The 24,887-nt window shown below is 53.5% G+C and carries 17 protein-coding genes; 8 read left to right on the forward strand and 9 right to left on the reverse strand.

Features of this window, described 5'->3' with window-relative positions; all coding sequences use genetic code 11:
* Nucleotides 1-43: 43 nt before the first annotated feature.
* The 3 genes from AC0LWN_RS22860 to AC0LWN_RS22870 form a co-directional block, all read right to left on the reverse strand.
* Entirely contained in the window at nucleotides 44-1,723 is a 1,680-nt protein-coding gene (locus AC0LWN_RS22860; protein ID WP_474669392.1) for an extracellular solute-binding protein, read from the reverse strand.
* Nucleotides 1,724-1,828: 105 nt separating this feature from the next.
* Nucleotides 1,829-3,439, reverse strand: coding sequence for a response regulator transcription factor (locus tag AC0LWN_RS22865; protein ID WP_474669394.1), 1,611 nt, complete (start codon nucleotides 3,437-3,439; stop codon nucleotides 1,829-1,831).
* Complete coding sequence (locus AC0LWN_RS22870; RefSeq protein ID WP_474669396.1) at nucleotides 3,420-5,264, reverse strand: sensor histidine kinase; 1,845 nt, start codon at nucleotides 5,262-5,264, stop codon at nucleotides 3,420-3,422. The genes AC0LWN_RS22865 and AC0LWN_RS22870 overlap by 20 nt, the downstream gene beginning before the upstream one ends.
* Before the next feature lie 143 nt (nucleotides 5,265-5,407).
* On the opposite strand from AC0LWN_RS22870, the gene AC0LWN_RS22875 reads away from it, so the two are divergent.
* The 3 genes from AC0LWN_RS22875 to AC0LWN_RS22885 all read left to right on the forward strand — a co-directional run bounded on the left by AC0LWN_RS22875 (nucleotide 5,408) and on the right by AC0LWN_RS22885 (nucleotide 7,639).
* Nucleotides 5,408-6,358, forward strand: a complete 951-nt coding sequence (locus AC0LWN_RS22875; protein WP_474669398.1) for an ABC transporter permease — start codon at nucleotides 5,408-5,410, stop codon at nucleotides 6,356-6,358.
* Between the two features lie 15 nt (nucleotides 6,359-6,373).
* Nucleotides 6,374-7,246: a carbohydrate ABC transporter permease gene (locus AC0LWN_RS22880; protein ID WP_458966225.1), complete on the forward strand. Its 873-nt coding sequence runs from the start codon at nucleotides 6,374-6,376 to the stop codon at nucleotides 7,244-7,246.
* A 135-nt stretch (nucleotides 7,247-7,381) separates the two neighbouring features.
* Complete coding sequence (locus AC0LWN_RS22885) at nucleotides 7,382-7,639, forward strand: hypothetical protein (RefSeq protein ID WP_474669400.1); 258 nt, start codon at nucleotides 7,382-7,384, stop codon at nucleotides 7,637-7,639.
* On the opposite strand, the gene AC0LWN_RS22890 is transcribed toward AC0LWN_RS22885, so the two are convergent.
* The 6 genes from AC0LWN_RS22890 to AC0LWN_RS22915 form a co-directional block, all read right to left on the reverse strand.
* Nucleotides 7,630-8,106 carry a DUF2231 domain-containing protein gene (locus tag AC0LWN_RS22890; protein ID WP_474669402.1) on the reverse strand — a complete coding sequence of 159 codons (477 nt, stop codon included), beginning with the start codon at nucleotides 8,104-8,106 and terminating at the stop codon, nucleotides 7,630-7,632. The genes AC0LWN_RS22885 and AC0LWN_RS22890 overlap by 10 nt on opposite strands.
* A 27-nt stretch (nucleotides 8,107-8,133) precedes the next feature.
* Nucleotides 8,134-9,456, reverse strand: coding sequence for a sensor histidine kinase (locus AC0LWN_RS22895; protein ID WP_474669404.1), 1,323 nt, complete (start codon nucleotides 9,454-9,456; stop codon nucleotides 8,134-8,136).
* Nucleotides 9,446-10,141, reverse strand: coding sequence for a response regulator transcription factor (locus AC0LWN_RS22900; RefSeq protein WP_474669406.1), 696 nt, complete (start codon nucleotides 10,139-10,141; stop codon nucleotides 9,446-9,448). The genes AC0LWN_RS22895 and AC0LWN_RS22900 overlap by 11 nt, the downstream gene beginning before the upstream one ends.
* A 132-nt stretch (nucleotides 10,142-10,273) precedes the next feature.
* Complete coding sequence (locus AC0LWN_RS22905) at nucleotides 10,274-12,070, reverse strand: hypothetical protein (protein WP_474669408.1); 1,797 nt, start codon at nucleotides 12,068-12,070, stop codon at nucleotides 10,274-10,276.
* 49 nt (nucleotides 12,071-12,119) lie between these two features.
* Nucleotides 12,120-13,049, reverse strand: coding sequence for a hypothetical protein (locus AC0LWN_RS22910; RefSeq protein WP_474669410.1), 930 nt, complete (start codon nucleotides 13,047-13,049; stop codon nucleotides 12,120-12,122).
* The gene (locus AC0LWN_RS22915; protein WP_474669412.1) at nucleotides 13,036-13,188 is read right to left on the reverse strand and encodes a hypothetical protein; all 153 of its coding nucleotides are present in this window, start codon (nucleotides 13,186-13,188) and stop codon (nucleotides 13,036-13,038) included. The genes AC0LWN_RS22910 and AC0LWN_RS22915 overlap by 14 nt, the downstream gene beginning before the upstream one ends.
* 337 nt (nucleotides 13,189-13,525) lie before the next feature.
* On the opposite strand from AC0LWN_RS22915, the gene AC0LWN_RS22920 reads away from it, so the two are divergent.
* The 5 genes from AC0LWN_RS22920 to AC0LWN_RS22940 all read left to right on the forward strand — a co-directional run bounded on the left by AC0LWN_RS22920 (nucleotide 13,526) and on the right by AC0LWN_RS22940 (nucleotide 24,336).
* Complete coding sequence (locus AC0LWN_RS22920) at nucleotides 13,526-15,301, forward strand: vWA domain-containing protein (RefSeq protein ID WP_474669523.1); 1,776 nt, start codon at nucleotides 13,526-13,528, stop codon at nucleotides 15,299-15,301.
* A 12-nt stretch (nucleotides 15,302-15,313) separates the two neighbouring features.
* Nucleotides 15,314-18,703, forward strand: coding sequence for a tubulin-like doman-containing protein (locus AC0LWN_RS22925; protein ID WP_474669414.1), 3,390 nt, complete (start codon nucleotides 15,314-15,316; stop codon nucleotides 18,701-18,703).
* 4 nt (nucleotides 18,704-18,707) lie between these two features.
* Entirely contained in the window at nucleotides 18,708-21,143 is a 2,436-nt protein-coding gene (locus AC0LWN_RS22930) for an FtsZ/tubulin family protein (protein WP_474669416.1), read from the forward strand.
* 989 nt (nucleotides 21,144-22,132) lie between these two features.
* The gene (locus tag AC0LWN_RS22935) at nucleotides 22,133-23,404 is read left to right on the forward strand and encodes a vWA domain-containing protein (protein WP_474669418.1); all 1,272 of its coding nucleotides are present in this window, start codon (nucleotides 22,133-22,135) and stop codon (nucleotides 23,402-23,404) included.
* Nucleotides 23,405-23,700: 296 nt separating this feature from the next.
* On the forward strand, nucleotides 23,701-24,336 hold the full coding sequence (locus AC0LWN_RS22940; protein ID WP_474669420.1) for a beta-mannanase: 636 nt from the start codon (nucleotides 23,701-23,703) through the stop codon (nucleotides 24,334-24,336).
* The last annotated feature ends 551 nt before the right edge of the window (nucleotides 24,337-24,887 follow it).

Genomic DNA, 24,887 nt, shown 5'->3' on the forward strand with positions numbered 1-24,887 from the left:
AGCACTCATGTCTGCTTGGACCTCTAGTATATTGTACTGCTCCTTATTTTGCAGATACGGATTTGTACCAGTCGTTGACTTCCTTCGTGATCTGGTCGCCGCCGTTAGCTTTCCAGTTGGTGACGAATTCGTCAAACGCATCGACCGGCAGCTTGCCGTAGATGATTTTGTTGAAGGTTTCCATTTCGGACTGGCGCAGCAGGTTCCATTTGGAGACCATAGTTGGTGTTGCCGCACCGGTGAAATAGTTTTGCTTGCGGATGTCCTTCTGCGACATAACGATCTTGGCAGCAGCCCAGTTCTCCGGCTTGCGGAACTCAGCCATTTGTTTTTCATAAGGTGTTTCCGGCTTTTGGCCGTCTGCAAGCTTAACAAGTGTTTTCATGTACAGATCAGGAATACGGGCCGGACCGGTCAAGAACGGGAACTCATTGGAGAAGTCTTTGATCTTGTCTTTATCGCTGGTTGGCTGGCCGTCAATGATATCCCAGTCGTAGCCTTTGGCGAAGCCATATTCATATTTGCTGCCTGCGGCGGGGTTAGCGACGTTATCAAGCAAATAGTTGTAATACAGGAAGATAGCTTCCGGGTGCTTGGCATCCTTATTGATCATGATACTGGAGTTGACGCCGGAATTCTGCCATTTGGTGCCGATCTTGCCGTCCGGTCCTGCCGGAATTGGATAGGCTTTGTATTTGGAGCCTTTAACATTCTTGAGCAGGTCGGGAGCAGGCCAGTCCGGTACCCAGTTGGCTCCTGGCAGAATGCCTGCCGTGCCTTTGGTCCAGCTCTCGGCGGATTTGGCTTCATCCCATAGAGCGGAGTCGGCATGAATATAACCTTTGTCCATCCATTCCTTCAGCTTCGCAAGAGCCTGCTTGGCGCCTGGGTTGATGGAACCATACTCCAGATTGCCGTTCGCATCCTTGTTCCACTGCTCCTCGATGGTGCCGTAAGCTCCAAACAGCCAGTCGAGCGAGCCCATCCAGGTGTTTGTATTATTTTTGAGTGAAATCGCCAGCGGATACACATCTTTGGGAGCCAGACCATCAGGATTCTGGTTCTTGAATTTGTCCATAATGTTCTCTAAATCGGCAATGGTCTTGGGAGCCTGAAGATTCAGCTTCTCCATCCAATCCTCGCGGAGCCACAGCAGGGTATCGTCATTGTCGGTGTATTCCATGATCGGCACATTGTATTTCTTGCCGTCTCTCATGAATGGATACCATAGCTCCGGATGAGCTGCGGCATGGTCCTTCAGAATTTTGTTGGCATATTTGTCGAACAGCTCATCTATCGCAATGAACTGGCCGGAATCAATCAATTGGTTGGTTAATACCGGATTGGTAGGCACCGATACGAAATCAGGCAGCTTCTCGCCGGAGGAAATCGCAAGCTGAAGCTTTTGTCTATATTGGTCGTCATTGGCCGGGTACCACGTATCTTTATGTTTGATCCCCAGTGTCTCCAGCATCCAACGGTCGTGTACGTTATTTTCCTTCGTGTCGCCCTGGACATACTTCTTCGGCATCAATACGGAGCTGATCTCAATCGGCGGATCGTATTTGCCTTTGGCGAAGGCGGCATCGGCTTCAGAAGTAGTGGCGCTATTGGAAGCGGCATTGCCTTTTGATGCGTTGTCATTCGACGTTCCGCTGCAGGCTGTCAGTGTGACGAGAGCCGTGACTACGAGAAGCGAGCCTAGCTTGTTGAACTTAACCATTCATCATGTCCCCCTACTGTGTATGATCCTTACATGTGTAACTGTACCAACTTTTTGGGGAGGGCATCTATATGAGTTTCTTAGTTTCGATAGGACTCTATCATGCTATTTCTTCCCGTCTCTGTATTCCTGCGGTGTGACCCCGAATTGGCGTTTGAACACTTTGATAAAATAGGCGGGGTCCATATATCCAATCTCGGTGCTGATTTCATACACCTTTTTGCCGGTAGTCTTCAGCATGTGGCAGGCGCGTTCCATGCGCAGGCGTGAGATGTAGTCGCTGATGCCTTCACCCGTTTCAATCTTATAAATTTTGGATAAATGCGTTGGATGCAGATTGACATGGTCGGCCAGAACCCGCAGGGAAACATCGAGATGCAGATTTTTATCCATAAACTCTTGAATTTTCTTCACGTACAGGGAACGGATGTCTTTGATTTCACTTGAGGTTCCCTCTTTCAGCTTGCCAAGCACGCTTAGCGACCACATTCTGAGCTTGTTGATGGAGGAGAAGGCTTCCCCGCTCTGCAGCGCTTCAATGTCCGTACCCAGCAGCTTAGCCAGCGTATGGCCATTACGGTGTGCCAGATTGGAAAAAGCGGCGGAGATCAGGAATCCGGCCTCCATGCAGTGCTCCCAGGATTCAGGCCATTTCTCGTCCAGCTCCGCACAGACGGCGGTCAGCTTGGCTTCGGCGGCTTCCCAATGCCCGGACTCCAGCAGATTAATCAGGGAAGGCGGGGTGTACAGCGCGTCCAGAGGCCCTTGCTCCGCCTGCTCGTGGGAGTCGCTGACCCGCATAACGAATTCCCGCTCATCTCCGACAATCTGGCGGAAATAGGCCGCAGCCTGGCGGAAGCGTTCGTGCAATTGTCCGGGGAACTTGAACCACTCTGTAATGACGATAGACAGGGAGCCCTTCAGAAATTGCCGCACCTTGTACTGAAGCTGCACTGAGAGCTGCTCCAGAAGATTTTCTCGGCCCAGGTCGGCGGCTTGTTCCTTCAGCTGAAGCAGAAATACAAGGTAGCCATGCTCTTCCTTGACGCCCCAGACCTCCATAAATTCGCCAAAGATTTCTTCGGCCATATTGATGACCGCATATTCAATGAGCGGCTGGCCGTTGTTCTTATATTGCCCGAATTCCTCCTCCAGCCTGACAAGCATCAGGGCGCAGTCTCCACTGCTGAACGGTAGGCCGTAATTTCGAAGCTTGCGTTCCCACTCGTCGGCCGGCATCCGGTGACCCTGTAAGGCATCCAGGAGCAGCTGGCCGCGCAGAAGCGGCAGGTTCTCCCGCAGGGTATATCGGGTCCGCTCCAGAGAGCTGATCAGCTCCCACTCCGCGTTAATTTGTTCAATGGCGGTCTGGACGGCATCCAGCAATTCCTTGTCGGTCGGCGGCTTAAGCAGATAGTCCACAGCGCTGTGCTGGATTGCGGTTTTGGCGAACTCAAAGTCCGAATGCCCGGTTAAAATAATGCATTTGATTTTCTTATCCCGTCTTCGTATCCGTTCGATCAGCTCAAGTCCCGTCATTTCAGGCATCTGAATATCAGAGATCACAATATCTATCGGGTTCGTTTCGATGATCTGCAGCGCCTCGGAGGCGGAATAGGCCTTGTGTACTTGTTCGATTCCCAGCGTGTGCCAGGGTTTGGTCATGGACAGGTTATCCACCCAGTGAGCTTCATCGTCAACTATGATCAATTGCATGCTGCAGGTCTCCTTGTAAGTTGGTATTGAGCTGATAATCCTCTTCGGCCGGAATTTCCCAGATAATCTCTGTCCGAAATCCTCCCAGCGGCGATTCCTTGAAATGCAGAGAGGAGTTATTGCCGAACTGGTGCATGATCCGCTGATTCGTATTCCAGAGGCCGCAGCCCATTTCTTCCCGCAGCGGCTCGCGCATCTTGCGATTTAGCGCTTCCTGCTGCTCCGGGCTGAGGCCCGGACCGTCGTCGTCAACATACACCCGGCAGCAGCCGCCGGAGATTTCGCCGCTGATCCTGATTTCACCTGAGGTGTAAGACTTTCCGACCCCATGAATCACAGAGTTCTCCACAATCGGCTGCAGCAAAAGACGCGGTATAGACTGCTTCAGCATCTCCTTGGGGATATCAATGTGATATTCAATTCGTCCGTTGCGCAGCTTCTGAATATCCAGATAATTGACGAGCAGCTTGACTTCATCGTCTAAAGTGGCTGTATCCCGTTCCATCCGGGTTGTGTAGCGGTAGTAAGCGCTTAAATTGTATGCCATTGACACAACGGCTTCCTCATCCTTCATTTGGGCCATATTGATAATATAACCAAGGCAATTGTAGAGGAAATGCGGATTGATCTGGGCCTGAAGCTGCTTCAATGTAGCTTCCCGGGCGCGGATTTTTTCGTTGAAAACATTCTCGATCAGGTCCTGAATCTGATGGGACATATCATTGAACCGGTGGAAGAGGAACGAGAACTCGTTCTGATCCCGGGTGTGAAGGCGTACGCTATAGTCGCCCCGCTGTACACGCCGGAGTCCTTTGATCAGCTTCATGATTGGCCGCTGCACGTTCCGGTACAGCAGAATAGATGCAGAGATTCCAACACCAAACAGCAGCAGCATGGATACATAGAATAGATCACGGCTGACCGAGATCGGCCCAAGAATGCGGTCCAGCGGAACAATGTCAACCAGGTACCAATCCAGATAAGAGGATTTGACCGAGCTGACCAGATAATTTTTATTCTCCAGATTCACCACATGCTGTGTGCTGCTGTCCGGCGAATGCTCATCCAGATAAGTGATCAATTCACCCGTTAGCTGCTGGTCCGCACTGCGGTTCAGAATCGGCGCATCGCCTTTGTGATAAAAGAACGGGTCGCCTTGCCCCCCTGACTTGTACGTGTCTAGCATATTTTGGATATTCTGGTAGCTGAAGCTGGCTTCAACCACCAGATCGCTTCCCGTAAATGTCCCTTGCGGGGCAATAGAATCGGTATAGAACCAGTAAAAAGCCTTGGATTGGCCGGAAGCCCCGTTTCCGCCGTCGCTGTACGTCCATTTGCCGCTCATATTTTTTTTCAAATAGTTTTCATCGTATCCAGTCGGTTTGTCGTAATTGGAGATGACATCCTTGTTCAACTGGGAGTATACAGCGTACCTGGCCGGCCAGATATCTGTCACCCCGGACTGGAGCATCATTTTTTCCTGAATGACATAACGGGTCTGCATATGGTCGTAACGGTCCTCCCACATGTTGAGGCCGTTGAATTTACGGACATTCGGATCTTTCGAGAACACCAGGCTGAAATCCATCATCTGGTTGATCCGCGAATCAATTTGACTGGACAAAAAAGTGAGCTGTTTCGTATTGGACTCCTGCAGCTCTTTACTCACCACATCAAAGGTAACGTCATTTGAATACGTATACAGGATGATGATCGGCACGAACAGCACAATAATAAGACTGTTCATTTTGGCAAACAAACTAAACCTGCTCCACCTGGTCCAAGCCCTTTCTATGACGAACGTGTAAGCTTTTCTTAGACCCATCTTTGTCCCCCCCAGACGATGCCCCTAATAAATCCCTATGCGAGCCTAACAAAGTAATATATAAAACCTCAAAAATGCTTGCTACTATTTATAACAGAGATTCATACAACACACAAAATTTTTTTTTGAAAGCGGGAGAAGCGATGGAAGCTAACACTATACAGCAGGTGAATCCTGGGAAGAAGCCGCGTACATCGAAGAAAAAAGGGTATAAGCAGCCGTGGATGCTTCACTTTATGGTGCTGCCGGCGGCAGTTATGGTGTTTATATTTTCTTATATTCCTATGGGCGGAATTATTATGGCCTTTCAGGATTATAAGCCGGCGCTGGGATTCGTAGATTCTCCTTGGGTGGGGCTCAAACATTTCGAATATATGTGGCAGAATGATTATTTCCTGCAAATTACGTGGAATACGCTGTTCTTCGCCTGCTCCAAAATGGTGATGAACCTGATTATCCCGTTCTTCTTCGCTTTACTGCTTAATGAGGTCAGAAAAATGGCGCTCAAAAGAACGATCCAGACGCTTGTCTATCTGCCGCACTTTTTATCCTGGGTTACCCTTTCGGGAATCCTGATTGATATGCTTGCCCAGACAGGGCTCATCAACCAGTTCATCTCCAGTGTGTTCGGCATTAAGCCGATTTTCTTCCTGGGCGACGGCAACTGGTTCCGGTTCACGATTATTGCGAGTGATGTCTGGAAGGAATTCGGCTTCAACATGATCATCTTCCTGGCGGCGCTTTCCGGCATTAATCCCGCGCTGTATGAAGCAGCAGAGGTGGATGGGGCGGGACGCTGGAAGCAGACGATCTACATTACCATTCCGGCCCTGATCCCGATTGCAATCGTTGTTGCAACGCTGGCGCTGGGCAACGTGCTGAACGCGAACTTTGACCAGGTGTTCAACTTGTACAGTCCTTTGATCTATCAGCAGGGCGATATTATTGACACGTTTGTATACAGAGAGGGGCTACTCAGTGGGCAGTTCAGCTTTGCTACAGCGGTGAATCTGTTCAAATCGGCGATAAGCCTAATCTTGATCGTGATCTCCTACAGACTGGCTTACCGGTTTGCCGGATACAGAATCTTTTAGAAGGGATGACCGCTTATGTATCACAAAACAGTACCCTACCGCATATTCAGCGTTATCAATAATGTCTTCCTTACGGTGATTTCCGTGCTCTGTCTGCTTCCGCTGTATCATCTGCTGATGGTATCGCTCAGTGCATCCGCCCCGGCCAATGCCGGGCTGGTGACCTTTTGGCCCATCGGGTTCACCTTTGAGGCCTATGCCAAGACGTTTGACAACGCCAACTTTCTCTCCGCCTTGTGGGTGTCTATCGAGCGGACGGTGCTGGGAACGGCAATGGCCTTGGTGGTGAATACCATTGCTGCATACGCGCTCTCGAAGGAATCCCATGTGTTTCGGGCACGCAATATTTATCTGTGGTATTTTGTCGTTACCATGCTGTTCAGCGGCGGTCTGATTCCCGGCTACCTTCTGATTCTGAAGCTTGGGCTGATGGATTCCCTGATGGCGCTGATCCTTCCGGGTCTGGTGGCTGTCTTCAATATCATCCTGCTGCTGAATTTCTTCCGCACAGTGCCCAAGGATCTTGAAGAAGCGGCCTTTATTGACGGGGCGGGGCAGTTCCGCACCTTCTACAGCGTATATTTGCCGGTGTCCTTGCCGGTGCTGGCTACAGTGTCCTTGTTCATTATGGTCGGACACTGGAACTCGTATTTCGACGGGATTATCTATATCAAGGATGCTTCAAAACTCCCGCTGGCGACCTTTATGCAGACGATTATCGTGCAGGCAGATATGTCGAAGCTCGATCCGGCCGCCGTAGCCAATCTGTCGCAGCGCACCATCCGGGCGTCGCAGATTTTCATAAGCGCTTTGCCGATTTTGCTGGTATATCCGTTCTTGCAGCGGTATTTTGTAACCGGGATTGTTGTGGGTGCGGTAAAAGAGTAGGCGAATTGCGGCAGTGTCTGTTTATAAGGAACACAGAAGCAGCCGATGCTCCCCTTCACAGGGGCGCATCGGCTGCTTTTGTTATACGGCCGGCATCGCCGAAGGCGGGGCGTTTGGCTGGAAACAACGGCAGAAATGCCGTTGTTAGGTCTGGGCCTGGCGATTTGGTTGGCAACAACGGCAGAAATGCCGTTGTTAGGTCTGGGCCTGGCGGTTTGGCTGGAAACAACGGCAGAAATGCCGTTGTTAGGTCCGCGCCCGGCGGTTTGGTTGGCAACAACGGCAGAAATGCCGTTGTTAGGTCTGGGCCTGGCGGTTTGGCTGGCAACAACGGCAGAAATGCCGTTGTTGGAGCTGCGCCCAGCCGCGCTGTGCAGTTCTACTTACTTATGATCCCCCTGCACAGGAGGATTGACCGCAGTGCCGTTGACTGATACGCCTACGCCGTCTGTGTATACCATTTTGCCGCCATAATATCCGGTTCCGAGCACAAGTCCGCAGGAGGCAAGGGCAATGACCAAATACAGCACCAGCGGAGCTTTTACGAAAGCACGTTTACCTTTCCAGTACATCAATAATCTCCACACAACGAGCAGGGAGACTGCCCAGGCGGTTAGTGTTGCAAGCGTGTCATGAGTCTCAAAGAAAGAAGTTACTCCGCGGGCATCATCCTCTGGTCCAGTTGCGATAGCGATCCAAGCTCCCACAGCGGCAAGAAGCCACATCCACAGCCCCGCTGCGGGCTGCAAGGAACGTTTCTTCACAGCTACCACTGCATCATAGCAAAACGCGACAAGGATCAGGGCGATTGGGAAATGCACGACAATGGGATGGATGTGTTTAAAGACTTCAGTAAGCATAACAAAACCTCCTAATGGTCAAAGTGGTTATCTAAGTGTGCGTTTGGCTTCAGGGAGGATGACGGTAAAGGTGCTTCCCTGCTGAAGAACGCTTGTTACCATAATTCTGCCGCCGTGCCTGCCGACAATTTCAGAAGCAATGGCAAGTCCCAGTCCGGTGCCGCCATGCTCTCTTGTACGGGCCTGGTCTACACGGTAGAATCTTTCGAACAAATGGGGAATATCCTCTTCGGGAATTCCGCAGCCCGTATCCTGAACGGATAGGCTCAGGGTATCGTTATCATTCCGGGTGATCCCCAGCGTAACTGTCCCCCCTTCTGCCGAGTATTTAATCGCATTATCCAAAAGAATATACAGCACCTGGTCAATCTGCTCGCTGTTCCCCATACAGGTAAAGGCTTCTAACGGGTTTCCCAGGTTCAACTGGAGATGTATGTTTTTCTCATTTGCCATTAATTGCATTCGCGCGGCAGCGAATGAAAGACTGCGCTGCAGGTCGAAGGCCTCCTGTCTCAAGGACTGTAGAGGTGAATCATTTCTGGCCAGCGTAAGCAACTGTCCGGTCAAAGTGGTCATGCGCGCTATTTCTTCCTTCATATCCTGAAGCACGGTCTGATGGACCGGCGACAGCTTGTGCCGCTCTTCTTCCAGAATGTCCACGGATAGTTGAAGCACGCTTAAGGGTGTCCTTAGCTCATGTGAGGCGAAAGCCGTGAATTTTTGCTGCCTCGTAAATGCATGATTGACGGGAAGCATGGCATGACCGGCCAGCACATACCCGAGGACTGTAGCCGCCGCCAGCAGAAGAACGGTAATTGCGATGAGGAGCAGCTTCATCTCCTTCAATAAATGCTCCTGCTTGGTAACATCTTCCCCGATAAGCAGCGTGTGATTGCTTGCATCACCGGTCGCGACCCGCAGTACCGCATAAACCGTCTGATTGTTGCCGGATGTACTGCTTAGATGAAGGTAGCTTTTATCGTTATTGGCATCCAGTTGCTGCTGAAAGGAAGGTGTGAGCAGCGGGTTGGCGCCCTCAGAGGAATGAGCCGAGATTGTCCAAGCGGGGCCGGTAATAACAACAAATTGGTCACTCTGCAGATACTCCCATTCCATTCGGCGGCTGTCCGCCTGGTGCTGCTCCCGGACTTCCTCCGCATCTTGTGGGTGCGGTGATTGATTAAGCCATTCGGCCACGGCCTTTTGTCCGGCTGATTCAAGATTGTGGCGCTCATCCCTGTGAACCACATCCGATAATACCCAGTAGAAGGAGACCGCCATAATGAGCAGAATCAATCCAATCATGGTGCTGTAAAAGACCGTTAATTGCTTGCGGGTATTAGGAATCATCCTGCTCAACTCCGGTATCCACCAGACGGTAGCCTCTTCCGTGCACACTTAGGATCAGCTTCACAGGGAAGGGGTCGTCTATTTTTTTCCGCAGCAGCTTGATCACGGCATCCACCGCATTCAAGGTCACATCGGCATCATTGCCCCACACATAATTAAGAATCCGCTCCCGGGAGAGCACCTCACCCGGATGCCGGGCCAAGAACTCCAAAAGCTGAAACTCGCGATTGGTTAGCAGGCAGGAGACACCTTCACGTTCTGCCTCCTGCGTGGCCGGACTCAGCCGCAGGCCGCTTACCGCATACGTTTCCATATAACCCCGGGTCTGCTTTCTGCGGTCCAGAGAGGTGATGCGGGCCAACAATTCTTCAAAGGCGAAAGGCTTGATCATATAATCGTCGGCCCCCGTCAGCAGCCCGCTGACACGGTCTTCTACCTCGCCGCGTGCGGTCAGCATCAGGATGGCTGTGTTGTCGTTATGGCGCCGCCGCTGGCTGCATAGCTCAAGGCCTGTTTTGCCGGGAAGCATCCAATCCAGGATGTACAGATCGAATTCCGCAGTGGAAAAGAACAGCTCCGCTTCATCCGAATTGCGTGCCCATTCCGTCAAGTGCCCCGCAAGCTGCAGCTTGTACTGGATCATATATCCAAGCTTGGTGTCGTCCTCGACCAATAGAATCCGCATATTTGCCTCCTCTGCAGCGCTTATATGGCTCATTATAGCCCGTAAAAATGAAAAAATAATGAAATCATTACGGCAGACAAAAAAAGGCAGCGGGTGCATCACTCCGCTGCCATTTCCTATTGCTGCTTGGTCTTAAGGGGTTAGACTCAGACTCCCCACTGTCTCTACGACAAAAACAGGTACATATTGCTCTCCGGCGTCAGTCTCCGCATAGTCGTAGCTATTCTGGAACTGTCCGGTGGCCAGCGCCAGGCCAGTTGTCTGGCCGACATTGCCCTGAAGCACAATATAACGCCCGCCTGAATTGGACACGGCTCTTCCGGCGGAATCGATATAAATATCGAGCTTCAAGGATACTTTTTCAAAGGGGTGAAGTTCCAGATCAGCGGCTTCAATCACCGGATACTCCTGGTAGATTTCGGAGAATTGGTAGCTGCCGTTAGTCTGACGGTACACCGCTGTCTGTCCGTTGATGCCATCGCCTGTATCGGCATTCATTACGCGGATAGAGCCGTCACCCGGCTGCAGCTCGTATCCGCTGCCGGCAAAGGAAAAGAGCAGGGAAATACCTTCTGGCCGGATCGTATAGGCGGTAAAAGCGGTCCGTCCGTCTTCGCGGCTACCCTGAGCCACCACAACCGGGAACTTGGAGTAGGCGGACAACGAGTCATCAAAAGCAAGGCTGCTAAGGGTTTCATAATCCGGAATAATATCTCCGGTCCGTGTGGAGACGGTGCTGTTGTCACTCATGTCCGCGTAATACAGGCGTCCGCTGCTGTCAGTTCCGGCTACGGCAAGCTTCACGCCGTAACGCCCATTGACGGTGACCACATGCGAATATTTGCCCGGCTCCTCGCCGCCGGGAAGCAGACGGACCGGCTCGGCGGTGTTCCAAGCGGCCTGTGCGGCGGCTATTTCCGCCGCCGTATTCTGAAGTGGGGACAGGTCCCCGTAGAGCCGGATCGCTTCCGCGTATTGTCCGCCCCGGACCATTCGCGCAGCGCTTCGGAGCAGCTTCGCGGTGCTGCTGTCGATCAGGGACAGCACCTTGGAGGAGGCCAGGCCAGCCGACGCGGCGTATTTGCGGTAAGCCACGGCATGCCCGGAGAAGGCGGCAATACGCTCAGCATCGACATCCTTGCGAAGGATTGTCTTTGCACTGTCTTCTGCCTGCTGTCCCACCCAAGGCGCATTGTAGCTGTGGCTGCTGTACGCTTCCGTCAGAGACAAGGCATTGTCCAGCAGGAGACTGAAGCTGCCGGCTGCCGCCAGAGCTGTGAGCCTGGCGGTATCATGCGCCTTGAACTTTGCGGCCAGCAGTTCTTCTTTGGCCTTCGCACCTCCGAAATATGCATCGGGAATCCGAAGCAGGCTCCATTTGAAGCTGTCGGTGTCAGCATTGGTGCTGCCGCTGCCATTGTCTATGCCGCTCTGGCTCGCCGCAAGCCCGGCAAGAAACTGTGCCTTGAACTGCTGAAACCCTGCAGTGAACTGGTCTGAAATGCCAGACTCCGCAGATAGGCGGCGATAATAGGACTCATAGGGTCCGCCTGATATCATATATTGGCTTTTCAGGCTGAACAGGGAGGCGTAGCTTTCCATAAATCCGGTGAAATTTTTAGTGGTCAACTGATCCTCTATCATTAATACCAATGTGTCCAGCCTGCTGCGGATAGTTGTGATCGGAGCCAGCTCCTGCAGCCTTGAGGCGATCAGATATTCCTTGTACATAATGGAAGAATTCGCGGCTGCCAGGCGGAACTGTTTCTCGGCGGCAATCAGGTCTCCGGCGGCGTACAGCCGCTCAGCCTCCCGGACAGCCGCAAGCTTGCTGTCGAGCCGCAGAACCTTCTGCCCCAGAAGCACCAGCATCACTGTACACAGAATGATCATAATATTGCGCAGGGATATGGCTTGTTTGAACGTCATATTATAATAGCCCCTTCGTTCAAATATAAGGCTGATTTCTTTAACTTAGTCAAAAATCCGGGTCCCAGCGGTATTTAGCTTCACGGACCTCCGCCACCCTGAGATCAAGCCCGTTCCAGGCCTCGTAGGGACTGGCGGTGATCATTTTGGATAAACGCAGAAAACGGTCCCTGGGCAATTCCTCCAGGTATCTTCCGATCATACCGGAATAGAGCAGCGCGTAACGCTTCAGACGTACGGCCGCTCCGGCGACGCCGGCCAGAATGGCAACGCCGTTGTTCATCTCGAGGATTTGCACCTCGTAGGCTTTGACATAGCGCAGTGTGCGGTCCTTGATAAGGTCGGGCCGCACCTTGGCAATCTCGCCGATATATTCAGCGAGCAGCGGCTCGAAATCCTTGAGCAGCAGCTGCTCAAGCTCCAGGTACATGTCCTTGCGGAGCTGAAAGCCGTGCAGCAGGGCAACGCGCTGGCGGGCGATCCGGTCGCCGCGCAGCAGGATGGAGATTTCGCGCAGCTTCTCATAAGCCAGCACATCATTTTCGCGGAGCACGGAGACTGCCTCCTGACGGTTGATTTCCAGCCCATCCCAGATTCTGTCGATGCTCTTGCCAAGCAGCTCGTTCAGCGCGTACAGATTTTCGTTCTGCCGCACTTTGCGCTGCGTATAGTAGAACAGTCCGGCCAGCACGATGCCGCCGGCGCCGCACAGCACCATCTGCTCCAGGCTTTGGCCGAAATAGACCGAGCCCAGGGTGAGCAGAAGGATGAACAGGAGCCGGGTGTGCATTTTGCGTCCGGCAAGGGCTGCGGCCTGCTTCTCTACCGGAATCAGCGAGGCGCTGCCGCATTTGCCGCACCGTTCTTCACCGAGCGCGGTATAACGGCCGCAGCGGCGGCAGATGCGCAGCTTGTCAGTGACATAACGCGGGGCCTTGAAGGGCCGGAAGGTAACGGGCTTCTTCTTATTTACGGGCATGGTCTCCTCCGTTCAGTGCGGCCAGCAGCCGCTCGTCGATGTCATCACGGGTAAGCGGCTTGCGCTTGCGTGAAGCATAAATGAGAATCTGAATGACGGCATAGAGAAACGTAATCCCGAGAATGACGTATGAAATCATGGAACTCTTCCTTTCTTCTTGGAAGCATGGCCTACCGGGATGCCGGACAAACGCCGGAAGCTTTTGGCTGCAATCAGTCGGCGCTTTTTTTACCGAACATTCAGAAACGCGGCTTATACTTAATTGATGAACGCGTGCTAGAATGTCCATGTCATCGTTCCGGTCCCGGTCCTGCGGTCCTAAAGTTGAAGTTTACAAGGTTTAATTATATCATAATGGCATGCTATTGACAGAATTTAGCTATGCTGCCGGCCCTGTCACAGGAGCCGAATTTAATACAAGAGGAGCCCTATTTATGCTTCGTACACAGCTTCGTATTTCAAGTACATCCAAGAACATGCTGCGGCGTATTCTGCCGCTGCTGCTGATGCTGTGCATCACCGCCGCCCCGTTTGCGGCCGGGAGAGCCAGCGCGGCATCACCGGCGCCATCCCACATTGATGCTGTACTGCTGATTGATGTCAGCAACTCCATGAATAAGAGTGATAAGAACAAGATCGCGAATGAAGCGATGAAGATGTTCATAGATATGCTGTCCGCTCAAGGAGATAAGGTCGGCATTGTTGCCTATACCGACAAGGTGCAGCGGGAGAAGGCGCTGCTGCAGATCGGCTCTGCGAGCGACAAGCAGGATTTGAAGGATTTCATTGACGGCCTTGACCGTGGAGCTTATACGGACATTGCCGTCGGCATGGAAGAGGCCGTGAAGGTACTGGAGAACGGCAGTGATAAGACCCATGAGCCGATGATCGTGATGCTGGCGGACGGCAACAATGACCTCAATGAAGCAAGCGGCCGCACCCAGAGCCAGTCCGATCAGGAGCTGGACGCTGCGGTGAACACCGCCAAGCAGAAGGGTTATCCGGTCTATACGATAGGACTCAACGCCGACGGCAAGCTGAACAAAGAGATTCTGGCCGGGCTGTCTGACAAGACCGGAGGCAAGACCTTCGTAACGGATTCAGCGGATGATCTGCCGCAGATTCTCAGCGAGATTTTTGCCAGCCATTTGAAGCTGAAGATTGTGCCGGTGCAGTCCATTACGGCGAATGGAAGCTATCAGGACGTTACGGTAAATGTTCCCAACAGCAGTGTGCTGGAGGCTAATATCTCGATCATGTCCGCAAAGCCTGTTACCGCCAAGCTGACTGACCCCTCCGGCAAAGAAGTGGCCATTCCATCAAGCAATGTCCTGCTCTCCAAATCCAGCACCTACAGCCTGATCAAGCTGCTGTCGCCGGCGCAGGGGGACTGGAAGCTTCAGGTGAAAGGCGTGCCAAAAGACAAGATTGATATCAATCTCGTATTTAACTATGATCTGGAGCTTAAGCTTGATGCCTTACCGTCCAAGACCTACAAGAAGGGCGATACCATAGACATCTCCTCGCACCTGTTCAGCAATGGAGCTCAGGTAACGCTCAGCAATTTGTATCAAGATATGAAGGCGGTGCTGCTGGCTACGGATATGGATACGGGGAAGGTGCAGGAGCTTCCGATGGATAACTCCGGCGCGGAGTTCAAGGGCTCTTTCAAGATTGCAGAGAGCCACAATTATGAGCTGAAGGTGCGTGCAGAGGAGAGCAGCTTCTACCGCGAGAGCGATATTCTCAAGATCAACACCAAGACGGGAGCGGTGGCTACAAGCCCGGCTTCGGGAACGAGCGGCACTGAGCCTGCGCAAGAGAAGCCTGCCTCCAAGACGCTCTACTATATTATTGGCGGTATCGTGCTGGTGTTGGCGGCGGGTGTGGTGCTGTGGCTGATGCGCCAGAAATCTAACCGCGGCTTTGTAGGGCAAATGGTGGTGGAGGTGCTTGACGGCAACACCGGCGAGAAAACCTATCCGCAGTACAAGAAGCTCTCGGCCTTCCGGGGCAAGTTCACGCTTCACCAACTGCTGCAGCTCGCGCCGGAGCTGAAGGAAAGCGAGAAGCTTGTATTCACTCCAGGCAACAATGACCGGCTGCTGCTGCGCAGCGGTGAGGGGCTCTCAGTTGAGAGATCCGGACGTACTGCCGATACCTCGCGCGGCCTGGAGCTGAAGAGCGGCGACCGTATTTCCGTGGCGCTGGCAACCGTAGATAAGACGATTCTATTGGAGTATTTGATATAAGGGGGAGCACTTATGAAACCGGTAGTAAGAGAGCATATTCAACAGCTCGACGTATCGCTTGGCGGAGGAATCGTCAGCGACAAAATCAGAGTAGACACCATTGACAACCCGATCCTTATCATCGGCCTTGGCGGCACGGGTATCGACGCCCTGCTGCGTCTGAAATACCAGATTAACCGACGCTTCAAGCTGCCTGAAGACCCGCTGTCCAAGAAGAAACGGGATAAGCCGGACAACGTGGAATTTCTGGCGTTCGAGACGAATGAACAGGACCGCGGCAAAAAATACAAAGGCATCGGCCTCGACCCGCAGAATGAATTCGTGCTGCTGGCCAACGCCGAGATCGGCGGACTGCTGCAGAACCGCAGCATTCTCGACCCTTATATCACGGAATGGCTGTCGCCGGAGCTGAGCATTACGGATGGCATGAACGGAGCCGCCGGGGTGCGTCAGGCCGGACGCCTGCTGCTGTTCACGAAGATCAACCAGGTCGTAGCGGCCATCGACAAGAAGATTAAGACGCTGTCCGTCGGAACCAGCAAGAAGCTGATGGTGTTCCTGCTTACCGGGCTATCGGGCGGAACAGGCAGCGGTACTTTTCTGGATATCGCATATATTGTGCGCGGGATTATTGAACGCGACTACGGCTCAGCCGGTATCGACCGCGTGAACACGCTCGGCTATTTGTTCACGCCGGATGTGAATCTGGCGAACAAGAGCCTCAGCGAGCATACCCGCGAATATATCCGCAAGAACGGATACGCAGCGCTTAAAGAGCTGGATTACTGGATGAATGTGGACAGCCGGGGCGAGCGTTTCCGCCAGCAGTACGGCAATATTTTGACCGTCAATTCGCCGCTGCCTCCGTTCAATCTGTGCCATCTGATCTCTGCGACCAATACCGAAGGCAAGCTGCTAGAGAGCGCCTATGACTACTGCATGAATGTGACGGCAGAGAACATCACGAACTTCATGGCCAGCGAGGAAAAGCAGTCGGGCGAGGAATTCGCCATCCACGACTATATCAGCAACATACGTACCAACATTGCGCAGATGAACAAAACGTATCCTGCCAATTATGAATACAACATTATCGGTGCTTCGTCGGCAGTGCTGCCGATTGAGGAAATGACTACTTATCTGGCGTTCCGCCTGTTCGACAAGATGGATAAGATGTTCCGGCAGGCTCCGGGGCAGGAGGATGTGGAAAAGCTGGCGCGCAAGCTCGGCATTGATCTTGACAGCATGATCAAAACCTTCGAGGCCCGCGTGCCGGAGCCGCTACCCGGCTATGAGAACAGCGAGCGCCTGAACCACAGCAATGTCATCAAGCATCAGGTGGTGGACATGGATACGGAGCTGGAGCAGAACTTTCTGGCTCGAGCGCGTGAGGAATACATCAAGTCCAAGAAGCAATTGCCCGGTGAGATTACGGGCCGCTTCGGTGAAGAACTGGAGCGCATCTTCCTTCATCCCGAGCAGGGTCCGTTCTATGTGTCGCGGCTGCTCTATACCGAGAAAGGCTTCTGCATTCTGAAGCTGATCCAGTCTTATATCGAGGCGCTGCGCGAGAGCCTGCTGCGTCTGCCGCGTGACATCGAGGCGGCGCAGGACAGCGCACAGGAGAAGCTGGGCGATGCGCGGAGCGCTTTTGTCTCCAAAGAGAAGAAGAAGAATGCTTACATTGAAGCCAAGATCAATGAATACTGGCTGCATGCCGATGTGGAACGCACAGAGCAGATGATCGAATTCTATGAGGATTTGTTCGAGCTGCTGAACGAAGAGAACAGCCGGATTTACGGCGTGTTTACGGAGATTCTCAGCGCGCTCAGCACCATCTTCGAGAAGAATGGCGATATTCTGATCAATGGCGAGGAGCAGGCTGACCATAAAGGAAACAAAACCTATTACTGGAACATTGTCAACGTGCCGGATATTGCGTCCACCATCTCCAAGGTGATGGACCAGAAGGACGGCGATGACCTGATCCGTGATTTCACCCGGGAGATGCTGAAGCATTCCGGACGCTGGGTCAAGGAGCAGGAGATTGACATTGTACGTTCGATCTCCGAATTCCTGAGCGACAAGTTCGGCGATCTGATTACCCGTTCCATGGAGGAGTTCCTGGTCATGAAATACGGCCGTGAGGAGCCGCTGGACAAGTTCGTGGAGCGGATTATCGCCGGACGGCTGGATGAGGATGCAGTGCCGATTTTCCACTTGAGCAACAGCTCCGGCAGTCTGCACTTCCCGTCCTGGGGATTCGTTTCCGTACCGGTCAAAGCGCCGGGCATCCTGAAGGGAATCCGCAATTACCAGAACAACGCGCTGGGCAAATCCCAGTTCACCATCAAGGAGAGCGAAGTGAAGAACCGGATTTTCTGGCTCAATACGCGCAACGGGGTACCGTTGTTCGTGTACACGCCGCTTCGCGTGTTCGAGGAGAATTATGAACGGACGATTCTGGACAAGGAAGGAATTGGCCGCCATCTGGTAATGACCGACAAGGACAACTGGACGTACCTGCCGTCTCCGATCCCTGAGAAATCCTGGGGCGATACCTATGTCAACCCCCGTGTCCGTGAGTACAATGCCAGAGTGCGGGCGGATTTTGCCAGAGCGCTGGAGAGCGGAGTCATTGTCGAGAAGGGCGTCGATGAAAATACGAGCAGCCGGTTCTCGGTTGTCTTCACGAAGCCGTTCGATGTGGACAAAATGCTCAGCGGTTATGATCTGCAGCTCGGCCTGCCGCGTCCAAATCTTGGTGAAGTGAAAAAAGCTGCCGATGAGCTGAAGTCGCTGCGGACAAACGGACTGGAGCGCGAAGGAGTTAAGGATATCTTTGGCAGTATTAACATGGAACTGGCCCAGGAAAATCTGATCCGTTCGCCGCAACTGATTACGCGCGTCCGTGAGGAGCTGGCTAAATACGATGCCCTGAGTGCCAAGGCAACTGAGCTTGAGGGACTTCTGCATCAATATCTGGACGAAGACAAGTGGCTCGACCAGTTTATTGAGGCGCTGTACACCGATACCATCACCAAAAAAGGTGCGCTCTACGTCTATGACCGTGACGAGGACGAGGATGCGTGGGAGCCTTTTGCCAATTTAATGAAGGAACGCAGCTATGTAGAGTTTGCCGTCTACCGCCATTTCCGGGGGCTGGATGAGAAAAGCCGCAGCCTCTTGCTGCGCAAGGCGGCCCGCCGGGCCGGGGAAATGACTGCTGCCGAGGATGTCACTCCGCTGCTGTATAAGCTGGAAGGACTTTATGTCTCCTTCCTGGAAGCGCGCGACAGTCTGGAATATGAGCGGGTGGAGCATGCGGACGGCGATGAAATGTACAGCTTCTATAAGAGCCTGACCGGCAAACTCGGCAGTATCCGCAGAAAGCTGAAGTAATCCGATGATCAAGGCACAGGCGATACATTATGCAGAACAATTTGCGGTGCAGGAAGAAGCGCAGCGCAGCAAGGGTGATGGCCGCAGCAGCATTCATTACCCGGCGCTGTTCCTGTTCCTTGGGGAGAAGGTGGCTCCGGCCATCGGTCCGGTGCTGGAACGCTGCGAGCGGAAATGGGATAACGCCGGCGGTGTAATGGCGCTGCATGCCGCCCCGCTCGCCGGAACGGGCCATGCTGGCGGCGTTAGCCAGACTCAGGCTGGAAATGCTGGTGACTTGAGCCGGGTGCAGTCTGAAGGCCGAAGAGAGCGGGTCATGAGCATGGACCTACCGGTAACGGCGGGGCGCGATCCCCGTACGGTCCGCCAGGATGTCTACCGCGAGTTTCATGAAGACAGCCGCTTCCTGGCCGGAATGAACCGGAGCCTGCGGCGGCTCGGCAACAGCATAGCGGATTACGGACGGCTGTATTCCTCCTTCGATGTGATCCATCTCTCTATCATTACGCGGGTCGATGACCCGCTTAATGTGCTGCTGCCGGAGGTTGCCCTGCTTGCCCGCGCCGTGCTCAGCCAGTCGTTCAAGTCGGTGCAGACCGACCTGTATGCACTGATCAACGAGCGGGAGCAAGGAGACAACTTCGGGTATTCCAGCTCGGTAGGGCTGGCTTTTCTGCGTGAGCTGGACGGGATGCAGCAGGCGGAGTATACCTTCAGCGCCCCGCTGCTGGTGACGGAGGATGGGCTGTCCATTCCGGTGTCGCATGGCCCTTCCACGCTGTTCGATCTTGTCTATTTGCTCTCGGACAAAAACGAACGGGGCATGATGTCCGCTCATGGCATGGACGATAATTATGAGATTATCGCTCACATCAGCCTGCTCAAGAACCGCGTCCGTCCAGTCACCGATACGGCTACGGGACATGGCGGTTATAACAACATGACCTTCAAAAGCGGCATCCGGGGCAGCACCGGAAGGCAGGGTTACGCTTCCGCCGGATTCTCGGCGGTGCGCAGACCGAACCGGCAAATCGCGCTGGCGGTGCTGTACCATGCTTTTCATTATTTGGCCGCTGAGCTGCAAGCGGGCGGAGGAATCAGTCTGCGCGAACGGCAGGCGCATCTCGGCCTTGCGCCGGAGTCTCTGCGTGACCGGGCGGCGGCCCTGCTGCCGGATGAAGCGGGAATTGCGGAGATGACCGGGCTGATGAGCCACGGCCGTCCCTCCTTTAATGAGCTGAAGCCGCTGTCGCTGCGCGAAGCGGAGGAGCTGCTCTTCGGCGACGGCGGGCAGGCGTATTTCCGCAGCAATTTCGCGGATGTATCCGCCAGACGGGCTGCGGAGGTTCATCCTGCCCGCGAGTGGGCCGCTGTGCTGGCGGCCCAGGAGAAGGCGGTTCCGCCGCTGACGTTCTACCAGCTGGCGGAATGGACCGCCGAGCAGGCAGGCGGGGGAAGTGTGCTGCATGCGCTGCGCCAGCATATGGCCGGGCTGCGCTCGGCCATTCTCACCACGCAGGAGGAGCTGGAGCAGTTCTACGCCGAGAGCGTGGAGCGCCAGCCGTTCCAGCGTGTGCCGCTGCTGGACAAACGGACGGTGCGCAATTTCATTCATTATTTGTTCGAGGCTGTATATGGCAAGAAATACGAGCTGCTGCGCCTGGAGAGCGAGCTGGCATTATGCCAGCGCTACGATGCGGCGCTGGAGCAGCTGCACATTGAGAGCAAAGCCAAGGTGCAGATGATGGAGGAGCTGGAGCAGGAGCTTCAGCACCTGGCGCTTGACGGCATCGGACGCGCAAGCGGGACGGTGGACCAGAACATTATGGAGTACTACCGGACCGTTACGGAAGAGGTCATGCGGGATATAGAAGCCCGGCGCGGCCCAGGCATCTTCTTTAGCGACCGCTTCCTGGGCAGCGCCTCGGAGCTGCTCCGGCAGGGCGGCCCGGCGGCAGTTGAACGCCTGGTTGAACTGTGCCGCCGTGAGCTGCTTACGGCAGAGGCATTCGCGCTGCCCTTTGAGGAGGAGCTGCTGCGGCGAGCCAATGTTGCGGCTGCTTACGAGAACCGCGAAATCCTCTCCAAGGAGGAGCTGTTCAAGCGGCTCTACCGCAGTCTGGAGGAGGAGGCGAGCATCAACGTCCGCCTGCTCGAATACACACAGGAGCATCGCCATGAGGAGAAATATTTCTTCGGCGACAGCAGCTCCGAATTCCTGCGCTATGCTCTCGGCGCAGATGAGACAACGCGCATCTACCGGCTCGGCTTCGTGCACGAGCAGCGCAGAAGCGGGGTCGAGAAGCTGAACCTGATGGGCGGCTTCCATCTGGAGGATCTGCTTTATTACCGCAACGGCAAGGTCTACTATGAGACCTATGCCGCCAGCGGGTACCGGCTGCACGGCGTAGCCGAGGAGCATCTGCCGGAGTTGGGGTAGCCGCGCAATTGCGCCTGTGGCAAGTGGCTGTGGCCTCCCGATGCTGCGATAGCGTCCCCCGAGTGCCGCCAGCCGGCATTCTGCTGTAGAAAGTACAACAGAACGAGATGATACTGCTGCGAAATTGCGTTCTGCTGTAAAAAGTACAACAGAATGAGATGATACTGCTGCGAAATTGCGTTCTGCTGTAAAAAGTACAATAGAACGAGACAATACTGCTGCAAAATTGCATTCTGCTGTAAAAAGTACAACAGAACGAGACAATACTGCTGCAAAATTGCATTCTGCTGTAAAAAGTACAATAGAATGAGTCGATATTGCTTCGCCCCGGCAATCTGCTGCATTTTGTACAGCAGAATTCGGCAGATTGCCGGGAATGTGGCTTTTATGATTTATTCTGCTGCAGGAAGTGCAATAGAATAGAAATAGATCGCCTTTTGAAGCCAATCTATCCTGAAATAACGATGTCCGAACAGAGGACATTGTTATGGAAGCCTCGAATTTGGCGAAGCCAAATTGAGGGCCTTCTATGAAATATCATCGTCTGAAGTGCCGCGAAAGAGCGGCATGGCTGTCTAATGTACGAAATACAACAGAATGACACTGAGGCTGCGTTCGGTGTTGCTGTGCTGCTGTTAACACCGAAGCCACCGTTACCACTGTGCCGAAGCCGTAACTGTATTATATGTAACTGAACTGGAAGATTTTGGCGTGAAAATGGCGGCTAGCTGCACTGAAGTTTTTCAAGTTGAGTTGAGGATGGCGAGTGGGTTTGGCTGATCCGTAACCGCCATTCTCAGAACTGGATTCTGCAGACAGCTTTCCGCTAAGTATAGGGCTTGGCTAACCCGGTGGCCACATGAACGAATTACTTGCACTGAACTTGCTGCCTGCCTTGACCGAATGGATGAAAAGTGGGCCTCACCAGCTGCGTGCTTCGGATAATAGGCCCATTTCAAATAAATTTCTCCCGGAAAGGATGAATACCGATGCAGCGAAAAATTAATCTGCTCCTGCTCATCTTCAGTCTGCTGGGCGGCGGAGTTGCTTTTGTTCTCGGCGAGCTGCTGCTGGACCAAAGGCCTTATGATTTGCCGTCGATTGTGCTGGTGGGCATTTATTTTGCTATTGTGGCGCTTGGAGTCGGGCTCGGCTGCCTGCTGGCGGAGATGATCTCGCCAAGACTGAACGGCTGGTCGTGGAAGCAGCGTTATTTGGGGTGGTCTTGGAAGCTGCTGCCCCTGATGCTGGTAATGCTGTTCGCGGTTGGCACACTGATGGAGTTCGTGTATGAGCTCAATTTCGGCGGGGCAAGACCGGTTAAAGATGTTGTTATGGTCATTGATGACTCCGGCAGCATGAGTCAGAGCGATCCGGGCAACAGCCGCTATACGGCTGCGGAAGCGCTGGTTCAGCGGATGGATGAGGACAATCAGGCGGCTGTGGTTACTTTTAATCATGACGCAACGGTGGTTCAACCGCTGGTTTCACTCTCAAGCTCCGCTAACCGCGAGCAGGTGCTGTCTGTAATCCGTAACTTGAAGACCACCGAAGGCGGCACAAACATCAGCGGAGCGCTTACGGAAGCTATGGGTGTAATTAACAGTGACAACAAATCCGGTCGGGGAGCAATGGTAATCCTGCTGTCTGACGGCTTCAGTGAATTTGATACTTCAAAGGAATTGACGGATTATGTGAACCGTGGGATTGCTGTGAACACCATCGGTCTTGCGCTGGATGATCCGTCGGGTTCCACTTTGCTGCGGGATATCGCGGCTGCAACCGGCGGGCAGTATTATGATGTGACGGATGCGAACCGTCTTGGCGATGTGTTCCAGCAAATCTATGACCGCCTGGGCGACCGTACTCTACTTACAGTGCGCAGCGATTCGACGGCGGATAGCCCGTATTATGCGGGAGTGCGGATTTTGGCGCTGCTGCTGGTCGGAACTGCGCTTGGTATCGGGCTGGGCATTATGTTTGACAACCGCCATCTGGCCCGGAGTTTTGGTATCGGCGGCGCGGTGTCCGGCCTGTTCGCCGGATTGATTCTTGAATTTGGCCTGGACGGCCATTCCTTCGGGGACGCGATGACACGTCTGCTTGCGCTGCTTGTGCTAGCGGCCATTATCTCCTTGTTTACTTTTGTTGTGCCGGTGGGAGAAGGGCGTCTTTCCCGCAAAAGAGGAAGAAACGCAGACGTGTCCGCGTCCGAGGGATTCCAATCCCCGCGGAGAAACCGGGGCAGCAAAGGTTTTTGAAGCTGGATGGCTATGAAGCTATATCAGTTGAACTAAAGAAAACATAAAAAGGGCAGAAGTGACGGAGGGGAAGTTTGGAACTGTAGGAGCGGTAGCGTCCGCCTTTGTCTGCGGATTTCCACCGCGAATAGCGGTATAAATCAAGAAATCTGCAGACAACAGGGGCCGGAAGTCCAAACATTCCCCGGAGTTACGACCAGACGCCCATATGGAAATCAATAGTTCAACTTATATAGTCGGCCGTGAAGTTAAGGCAAAAATGAAAGTGAAGCAGAAAGCGAAAGGAGCATGCAGTCATGAGGTACGCCGAGGTTGATCCTTCCACACCGGCAATTACGGATGTAGTTTCCCGGGTGGAGGACCGGTTCTGTACGCTGCGATGGCGCTGGCCGGATGGCGTGCAGGCGGTATGCATTCACAAAGCTTCCACAGAAGCGCCGGATAGCGGAGAACTTCCGCCTTCCGGCATGAAGCTCTATACCCGTGAGGAGTACAAAGCGAATAACGGATACCGTGACCGGCTGGATGACATCGGTTTGGTGGAGTATACAGTATATGCCCGGCTTGCCGATAACGGGGAGACTGTGCTGGTGCGTCAGCTTGATGGTGCGAACCGGACGCTGGTCAGCGCGGGCAAGGCACGGATTTATTATTCAGTCCAGCAGAAAAAAGGGCTGTTCGGCAAACAAAAAACAGTACATATGACGATCACGGCCGAAGTGCCGGTATCGAAGGAGGTACTGTGTTATGTGAAAAAACGGGGCGGTCATCCGGCGTCCAAGGAGGATGGCGTGCTTTTCCCGTTCGTTCAAGATTTTGCTGCCGGACGCAATGTCCTGCCGCCGATTGAAATCGGCAAGGAGGATTCGGTACGGATCTTTTTCACCGATGGCCGCAAGTACGGATTATATTATGAGCTGGTGCCGGAGTGAACGGTCATGGGGCGATGCTGCGCTGGTGTGACAGGGAACGGAACGGTGGCAGTGCTGGTTGGCTTAGTTAATGCACGCTGCCTTCTAAGAAGCGGACGGACTTAACTGCACTTCATACAGCTAAAAGTGGCCGATTTATCCAAAACAAACCTTTAATTGTACTTTGTACACCTATATTTTGGGATTGACCCCAAATTAGCCGTTTTGCCCCTCGTTAGCTGCAGGAAATACAATTAAGTGGGCGGCGGCAGGCAGGAGCGTTAATATAGCTGTACAAAGTGCAGTTATAGCTATGCAGCGGGCTGGACGCAGGAACAGGGCGGCATGAGGCCGCCGGAGTGTTCAGCACAAATATGAATTCGCAGAAGCGGATCTTTCACAAAACTTAAGCGAATGCTTCCGAAGCGAGTTTTGTTCGAAGCAAACTCAAGGGAGCAGACGCTCACAAAACTTAAGCATATGCTTCCGAAGCAAGTTTTGCTGCACAGCATTTTCGCAGAAGCGGACCTTCCGCAAAACTTAAGCGAATGCTTCCGAAGCGAGTTTTGTTC

It is taken from the genome of Paenibacillus sp. sgz302115 (genome assembly GCF_056120445.1).